The following is an 8,301-nucleotide window of genomic DNA, read 5'->3' as shown; positions in this document are numbered from 1 at the left end:
ATGCCGTCCACCCATCCAATGCCGTCGTCCTATGACGCCGACGACATCGTTCCGCCTGCCCGCCCCCGTCGTGTCCGTGCATGGTCCGTTTCGTCGGCGGATGACGGAATGGGAGGCTGGACCGGGCGTCCCCGGGATGCGTGTCGGGGGCGGAACCGCCCGCTGGTAGCATGGATGCCGACGTTCCGCCCAATCGGTGGAATCGATAACTCAAGATGTTTTTCTTACGCCGTGTATCGCCGCATGTTCCTTGGAGCGCCGTCGATGGGTCAACAAGGCGTGTGCACAGCCGGACTCGGGTCCGGGCGGTATCCAGCGTAAGGAGAAAAAGATGCATCGCATCATCTCTTATGTCCATTCGGTTATCGGACGCATGCCCATGCTCACGGCGACCGTCCTGGCGGCCGTGCCCATCGCGTTGCTTGCCGACGTCCATGTCTGGTATGGGTCCGGTATCCTCGGAGGTCTCGGAGTCCCCTCCCCTCTCGACTCCCTGCTCAGCGGCGTCATCGGGATGTCTTTGGGACAGTGGTGCGTGACCGCCATCGCCCTCGTGACGTCGGTTCTTATGCTGCGAGGCATCGTCGCCGATCTGCGTCACGGGCATGCGGGCGTCGATGTTCTGGCTCTCATGGCCATTCTCTCGACCCTTGTCGTCGGCCAGTTCTGGGCGAGCTGGGCCGTGTGCCTGATGGTCTGGTCCGGCGAGGCCATCGAGGCCTATGCGAGGGGACGGGCGGGAAGCGATCTGAGCGCTCTTGTCGACGCGGCTCCACGCAAGGCCCATCTGGTCGCCCTCCAGAGCATGCAGGGGGACGGCCGGGAGACCCCCTCGCGGTCGGCCGAAGGCTTCCGCGCCGTGGCGTCGGTCCCCGCGATCGGGAGCGAGGGGTCGCAAGTCGCTCATCCCCGGTTCTCCACGGTCGACGTCGGCCAGGTCCGGGTGGGCGATGTCCTCCTCGTCCTGCCGGGGGAGACCGTGCCGGTGGACGGCGATCTGCTCAGCGGAAGCGCCACGCTCGATCTGAGCAGCATCAACGGCGAGGCCATGCCGCGGGAGATGTTCGCCGGGGCGCGCGTGCTGTCCGGGGCGGTCAACGGGTCGACGACGCTGACGATGAAGGCCGCTCAGGTAGCCGCGGATTCCCAGTATCAGCGGATCCTCCATCTCGTCTCCACGGCCCAGGAGTCGCGAGCCCCCGCCGTTCGTACCGCCGACAGGCTGGCGGTCCCCTTCACGCTGGTCTCGCTGGCCATCGCCGTCGCCGCATGGGTCGTCACCGGGATCCCCACCAGATTCGCACAGGTGCTCGTGCTCGCCACGCCGTGCCCTCTTCTCATCGCGGCGCCCGTCGCCTATATCGCCGGCACCGGACGCCTGGCGAAGGCCGGACTCCTCGTCAAGACGCAGGATGTTCTGGAGACGCTGGCGCGGGTCACCCACGTCTTCTTCGATAAGACCGGCACCCTGACCGGCAGGACGCCTCGGGTGATCCGCGTCGATCCCGCCTCCGACGGGAGAGGCCGGGACGGCATGCCCGCGAGGGAGGCTCCAGCTGACGAGACCGGCATCCTCGTGATGGCCGGTGTTCTGGAGACCTACTCGGTCCATATACTGGCGAAGGGGATCTCGCGGGCCGGTCAGGATGCCCTGGTCGACTACAGAGCCAGGACGCACCGGGCATATCCGACCGTCGCGAACGTCAAGGAGGATCCGGGGAACGGCGTGGAGGGCGACGTCGACGGCGTCCGTGTGCGGGTCGGCCGCCTCTCCTTCGCGGCAGAAGGCCGCGTCGAGGATCCTCTGTCACGGTTCCGCTCGGATGGCGACCAAGCGCTCCAGCCGGATGAGATGGTCTGCTACGTCTCGCTGGAGGGAGATCTTGCCGCCCGCGTCGTCCTGCGCGACGTTCCGCGGCCCGACGCCCGTCGGAGCCTGCGGCGGCTCAGGGATATGGGGATACGGAGAATAACGATGGTGACCGGCGACCGCCGGGATTCCGCCCGCGTCATCGCCCATCAGGTCGGCATCGACGACGTGCGGGCGGATCTCCTCCCCGAGGACAAGGTCCGTGCGGTCCGCGACGCCGGGCTCCAGGACGCCGGGCTCCAGGACTCCGGAACCCAGGGTCGCTTCTCCCGGGGCACTGGCCGACGTGACCGTGGGACCGTCACGCTGATGGTCGGCGATGGCGTCAACGACGCTCCGGTGCTCGCGGCGGCCGACGTCGGCATGGCGGTCACCGATGGAGCCGTCACGGCCGCCTCGGAATCGGCGGAGGCGGTCATCATGACCGACGACATCGCCGTGGTCCCGAATTCCGTGGCCATCGCGCGGATGACGCGCCGGGTCATGCTCGAGTCGGTTCTCGGAGGTCTGGGACTGGCGACGGTGGGTATGGCCGCGGCCGCATTCGATCTCATCCCCGTGGTCGTCGGAGCGTTCCTCCAGGAAGGCATCGACGTCGCGTCCATCCTGTGGGCGCTCACCGTGCTCTTCCGCGCGTCGCCCGATCGCCCCACCTTGGCACTATCGGAGAAACGGCCTGTGGATTAGGCTGGAGCGCGTGACTGAGAACACCGAACTTCGCATCGCCGTCATCGGCGCGGGACCCGCAGGCGTCTACTCCTCCGACATCCTTCTGCGGCAGCTGGCCAGGACGGGGGAGGATCTGGGCCTTGGCTCGCGCGCCCGCATCGACCTGTTCGAGAAGCTGCCCGTTCCCTTCGGGCTTGTTCGCTACGGTGTGGCTCCGGACCATCCGAGCATCAGGTTCATCGCCGACGCCCTGGAGAAGACGCTGGACAATCCCGACATCCATCTCTACTGCGACGTCGAATTCGGGCGGGACGTCACCCTGGACGATCTTCTTGCACGCTACGACGCCGTGCTCTTCGCCACGGGCGCGGTGGCCGACCGCCCGCTGACCATCCCCGGTGCGGACCTCGAGGGCGTGCACGGGGCGGCACGGTTCGTCGAATGGTATGACGGGTATCCCGCGGGAGCGAGGCAATGGCCTCTGGACGCCCGGCAGGTGGCCGTCATCGGCGGCGGCAACGTCGCCATGGACGTGGCGCGCGAGCTGATGCGGGACGCTGATGATCTCAGGACGCGCACGGACATCCCCGACAACGTCTATGAGGGGATTCGCGCCAACAGGGCCCGCGAGCTCCATCTGTTCATCCGCCGCGGCGTCGCCCAGGCCAGGTTCTCCGTGCAGGAGCTGCGTGAGCTGGAGAAGCTGCCGGGCGTGCAGATCGTCATCGACGAGGACGACTTCGAGCTTGACGACGCCACCGTCGAGCAGGCGGGGAAGGACAAGCTCACGCGGCAGATGGTCGAGGAGCTGTTCGCTATCCGCGAGATGGCCCAGGACATGGAGGATGACGGCGACGTCGACTTCCAGGGCGATCCGGCGACGAGACGCTACCATCTGCATTTCAACTCGGCGCCCGTCGAGATCTGCGGCGAGGATGGCCGCGTCGCGGGAATACGCGTGGAGCGTACGCGCACCGGAGCGGATGGCGTCATGCATCGCACGGGGGAGTTCCGGGATTTCCCGGTCCAGGCCGTCTACCATGCCATCGGCTATCAGCCGGCGCACGCCCCGGGCATCGCCTACGACGACCGGCGTGGGACGCTGGCCAACGAGGAGGGCCGGATCCTCGCTCGGGCCGGCGGAGACGTCAGGAACCGTCTGTATGCCACGGGATGGGCGAAGCGCGGCCCCGTGGGGCTTATCGGCTCGACGAAATCGGATGCGCTCGCCATCGTCGCCCATATGCTTGACGACCTTGCCGCCGGAGGCGATGGCGGACGGGTGGCCTCCGACCGCGATCCGGGATCCATCGACCGTCTTCTCGCCGAGCGGGGCGTCACGCCGATCGACTTCGCCGGCTGGAAGCGCATCGACGCCTTTGAGCGTTCGGAGGGCGCGAAGGAGGGGCGGGCGCACAAGAAGGTCATCGACCCGGAGGACATGCGCCGCCTCGCCCGGTCGTAGTTGTAGTACGGGGTCCGGCGCCGGCTCCGACGCGTATCGGACGGCATGGAGGCGGGCCGGGACGGCCCGCGGACGCGTTCGGAGAGCCTTCGCCGAACGTCCAGACATCACCCAGCGGATTCGGATAGGCTATGGGACATGAGTGACGGCACCATGCATGTCCGAGGCCACTTCAACGGCCTGAAGACGACGCTTCTGTTCGGCCTGATGTGGGCGATCATCATGCTCATCTGGTGGCTTACGGGCGGCACGGGCGCGACGCTGGGCATCTACGTCGTCATCGGTCTGGCCGCCACCTTCCTGTCCTACTGGTTCTCCGACCGGCTGGCCATCGCCTCCATGCGCGCGAAGGAGGTCTCCGAGCAGGAGGCCCCCGCGCTCTATGCCATCGTACGGGAGCTGTCGGCCAGGGCCGGCAGGCCCATGCCCCGCATCTACATAGCGCCGACGATGAGCCCCAACGCCTTCGCCACGGGCCGCAACGAGCGGCATGCCGCCGTATGCTGCACCCAGGGCATCCTGGGGATCCTCAACGAACGGGAGCTTCGCGGCGTCCTCGGCCACGAGCTCATGCACGTCTACAATCACGACATCCTCACCTCCGCCATAGCCTCGGCCATGGCCACGGTGATCACCTATCTGGGCTACTCGCTCATGTACCTCGGCGGCGGTCGTCGCAACGACCGTGACTCGGGCCCCCTCGGCGTGGTGGGCCTGCTGCTGAGCATGGTCCTGGCGCCCATCGCCGCTTCCCTGATCCAGCTGGCCATCTCGCGCACGCGCGAGTATGACGCCGATGAGGACGGCAGCAGGCTCACCGGCGACCCGGAGGCGCTCGCGTCTGCCCTCAGCAAGATCTCCGTCGGCGTCCGGTCGGCGAGCATGCCGCAGACCGCGGCGACGCAGTCGGTGTCGGCGATGATGATCGAAAGCCCCTTCTCCTCCAAGGGCCTCTCTCGGCTTTTCTCCACGCATCCCCCCACCGAGGACCGGATTGCCCGCCTTATGGAGATGGCCCGCGAGATGCATGCTCACGGCGTGGAGCAGGGCTCCGGCTACGTGCCGGTGGGCTCGGGGTCCTGGCGCTGAGGGACGGGAGTCGTCGGGACGTCGGAAACGGCCGGCGCCGCAGGGCCGTCTGGTCCGTGACGACCCTCGTCGCCGTCCGCGCCACGTTGACGTCGGAGCCCCGCCAGACGCAGATTCATGCGGTGGGCGTTGATGCGCGCGTCGATGCCGACAAGCGCCCAGACCGCCGCATAGATGCCTGCGAAGGTGAGCAGGAACCACAGCCCCCGGGCGTTCCCGAGCATGTCGGTCCAGCCGTTCGTCGCCAGCCAGCATGTCGAAAGCCCGAGGGCTCCCAGGCAATGGAGAGCCAGCTGCGCAGGGAAGGGCCAGCGGTCGAGGGAGAACAGCCAGGTGAGCTCGCCGATCAGCGCCGCGACAAGGAACAGGGTCAGCACGCTGGTGCGCGTCACCGGGATGCTGCCGGGGTCGATGGCCTGTAGGGCGAGGAACGCGACGGATCCGAGGCCGGTGCCCGTCGTCGCGTACGTCGTGGCGTGCACGATGACGTCACGGTCCCCGTTGCCCGCCATGTCGGCGACCGAATCCGCGCCTGTGTCCCTGCTGTCCGTCATGTCCGCTCCCCTCATACGCCCAGGACCCGTCGGAGAGCCGGCACGTACCGTCTGCTGACGGTGGTCGTGGCGCCCGAGTCGAGAAGGGCCGTCATGTTCCCCGAATAGCTGGCCTCCAGCGAGACCAGATGACGTACCGCGATGGCCGTCTGACGCGAGACCTGCACGATGTCCGGATCGGCGAGACGCTCGAGGAGACGGTAGAGGCGGTCGCGGACGGCGATCGTGCGACCCTCGGTCGTCCGGATGACGAGCACGTCCCCTCGGACCTCGATGGAGACGATGGAGGCTCGGCGAAGCACCTCGAGACGCCCGGCCGATTCGATGACCACCGTGGCGGGGTCCCTGCCCATCGCGGCGATGGCGTTCAGGACCCTGTCCGACTCGGCGGAGGGTTCGCTCGACTCGACGATGATGTCGATCCGGCCCTTGGGCAGATTGGGGTTCCGCCGGAAGCTCACGGTCATCGGAGCGGCTCTCCCTCCGTCCGCGTTGTCGCCCGCGTCGTGGATGCCGGCGTGGCCGCCGATTGTATCCTCCGCATCCGTCGCCTGCCCATCCTCGTCATCCGGCGCACCAGCATGGTGATGGCGATGATACCCGCTGTGGTGGTGAGCAGCAGGGCGACCTCCGCGACGGCGGTGGTGGCGCCGAGACCGAACGCCTCGTATCCGAGTCCCATCTGCCTCCGGAAGGCATCGGCACCGGAGGCGGATTCGCCGAAGACGTCGGGGATCGAGCGCGACATCAGCAGTCTGCGGAACAGCGAGGCCGCGTAGGCCCCCGGCCAGAGGGTCACCACGCCCTGCGCCGCGTCGGGCATGACGCCCACGGGGATGTAGACGCCGGCGAGGAATCCGGCCGCCGTGCCGACGATGGTGTTCAGGCTGGAATTCGCCGTATGCGTGGGCATAAGCGAGGTCAGTGCGTAGGCGAGGGCCGTGCCGCATGCGGAGTTGAGGACCATCAGCGGCGGCAGAAGGGCGATGGTCCGTGGCTCGGCCCAGGGCAGCGTGACGTCGTCGGCGAGACGGAACCAGAGCCCGGTGACGACGAGCACGACGGCCTGCATAAGAAGGCCGATCAGCGCACAGGACAGGATGTACCCTCCTGCTATCCGCAGCGGCCCGACCCGGGCGACGCGGAAGTCGACGTCACGGCCGTTCTCGCGGTCGTCGACGAGTTGGCCCATGGCCCCGAGAGGAGTCGTGGTGCCGGTGATCGCGAGCATGCCGCCCATCAGCCAGGTGTCGAGAAGGGCGTTCCCGGCCGAGGTTTTTCCGGCGGTCGCCAGGGCCCATTCCCCTGACATCGACCGTCTGAGGAACACGACGTACAGCACGAAGGCCACCAGGGCTCCCGTCAGGGACAGCAGCATCCCCATGCGGTCGCGGGCGAAAAGAAGAAGATTCCGTCCCGTCAGGGCGATCATCTCATGCTCCCGTCATCCGTGCGGCTGGTCCGCCGCGCTCGTTCCGTGATGGCGAGGAACACGTCGTCCATGGTTCCCCGACGCACCTCGAAGTCCTCCGCAAGACCCTGCACGGCGTCGAGAAGGGCCAGACAGTCGTGCGGATCGTCGAGATCGACCTCCACCGATTCGTCGTCCGGGGAATGCTTCACGTCGTGGGCCGCCGAGGATGCCCGACCGAGGTCTCGCACGGGACGGACGTGCGCGGACCAGCGGGGGTCGGCGGCGATGAGACGGGCGAGGCGCTCCCCCTTCCCCGGTCCCGGCGACAGGATGACGGCGTGGTCGCCGAATCGCCGGACGAGGTCCGCCGCCGTTCCCTGCTCGATGATGCGGCCGCGGTCGAGGACGATCACGTCGTCGGCGTTCCGAGCCTCCTCGAGGTAGTGGGTCGTCAGCAGGATCGACATCCCCTCGTCCCTTCGCAGTCCGTGCAGCAGTCCCCACAGGCTCCTGCGGGTGCCGATGTCGAGGCCCGTCGTCGGTTCGTCCAGGACGAGAAGGTCGGGATGCGTCAGAAGCGCTCGGGCGATGTCGACCCGTCTGCGCTGGCCGCCGGACAGGGTTCCGTAGCGCTGTCGGGCGAAGTCGTCGGCTCCTACCAGTCGGATGACCTCGTCGACGCGGGCGCGGGGACCGCGCTCGCCCAGGCGGGACCGGATCGCGAGGTTCTCGCGGACGGTGAGCGTGGGATCCAGCACGCCGTTCTGGAAGACGATGCCGATTCGTGGTTCGCAGGCCGGTGCGCGAACGGTTCCGGCCGTGGGCTGCAGCAGGCCGACGAGCATGGAGATGATGGTGGACTTGCCGGCGCCGTTCGGTCCGATGAGCGCGGTGAGTGCGCCGCGACGGACGTCGACGTCCACCCCGTTTACGGCGAGACGCCCGCCGTATGCCTTGGACAGTCCCCGTGCCCGCAGCACGAAGCCGCTCTCCGTCGCGTCGCGGGGCGCGGGCCTCTGGATGGCGAGGAACGGCCTGTTCCCGGTGGAGGTCTGGGATGTCCGTATCGACGGGCGGGGTGAGACGCTCATATGGTTCCCCCTCATAGTCGGGCGCGGCATGACGTGGACGGCTCGGCATGGACGGCTTGGCGCACGGGGGATTCGCCCATGTGCTGTCTCAGACGTGAACGGAGACGAACTGACCGTCCCCCATGCGCTTCCCTTCCCATGACTTCACC

The 8,301-nt window shown here is 68.0% G+C and carries 7 protein-coding genes; 3 read left to right on the top strand and 4 right to left on the bottom strand.

What is annotated here, in order from left to right; all coding sequences use genetic code 11:
• The first annotated feature begins 331 nt into the window (after positions 1–331).
• From RWX87_RS03910 to htpX, 3 genes are all read left to right on the top strand, one after another.
• The gene (locus RWX87_RS03910; RefSeq protein WP_314687149.1) at positions 332–2,557 is read left to right on the top strand and encodes a heavy metal translocating P-type ATPase; all 2,226 of its coding nucleotides are present in this window, start codon (positions 332–334) and stop codon (positions 2,555–2,557) included.
• A 10-nt stretch (positions 2,558–2,567) separates the two neighbouring features.
• The gene (locus RWX87_RS03905; protein ID WP_314687147.1) at positions 2,568–4,004 is read left to right on the top strand and encodes an FAD-dependent oxidoreductase; all 1,437 of its coding nucleotides are present in this window, start codon (positions 2,568–2,570) and stop codon (positions 4,002–4,004) included.
• Positions 4,005–4,142: 138 nt separating this feature from the next.
• Complete coding sequence (gene htpX / locus RWX87_RS03900) at positions 4,143–5,093, top strand: zinc metalloprotease HtpX (protein ID WP_314687145.1); 951 nt, start codon at positions 4,143–4,145, stop codon at positions 5,091–5,093.
• Here htpX and RWX87_RS03895 read toward each other — a convergent pair.
• From RWX87_RS03895 to RWX87_RS03880, 4 genes are read right to left on the bottom strand one after another with little or no spacing between them, the layout of a single operon-like run.
• A complete protein-coding gene (locus tag RWX87_RS03895) occupies positions 5,060–5,647 on the bottom strand; it encodes a DUF3021 domain-containing protein (RefSeq protein WP_314687143.1) in 588 nt (195 codons plus the stop codon). The two genes, htpX and RWX87_RS03895, sit on opposite strands and share 34 nt — an antisense overlap.
• A gap of 11 nt (positions 5,648–5,658) precedes the next feature.
• Entirely contained in the window at positions 5,659–6,114 is a 456-nt protein-coding gene (locus tag RWX87_RS03890) for a LytTR family DNA-binding domain-containing protein (protein ID WP_314687141.1), read from the bottom strand.
• Entirely contained in the window at positions 6,111–7,079 is a 969-nt protein-coding gene (locus RWX87_RS03885) for an ABC transporter permease (protein ID WP_314687138.1), read from the bottom strand. Before RWX87_RS03885 ends, RWX87_RS03890 begins: the two co-directional genes overlap by 4 nt.
• On the bottom strand, positions 7,076–8,152 hold the full coding sequence (locus RWX87_RS03880; protein WP_314687134.1) for an ABC transporter ATP-binding protein: 1,077 nt from the start codon (positions 8,150–8,152) through the stop codon (positions 7,076–7,078). The genes RWX87_RS03885 and RWX87_RS03880 overlap by 4 nt, the downstream gene beginning before the upstream one ends.
• Positions 8,153–8,301 lie beyond the last annotated feature (149 nt).

It is taken from the genome of uncultured Bifidobacterium sp. (assembly GCF_963540075.1).
Taxonomy (GTDB): Bacteria; Actinomycetota; Actinomycetes; order Actinomycetales; family Bifidobacteriaceae; genus Bifidobacterium.
This window is presented reverse-complemented; position numbering and strand designations above follow the sequence as displayed.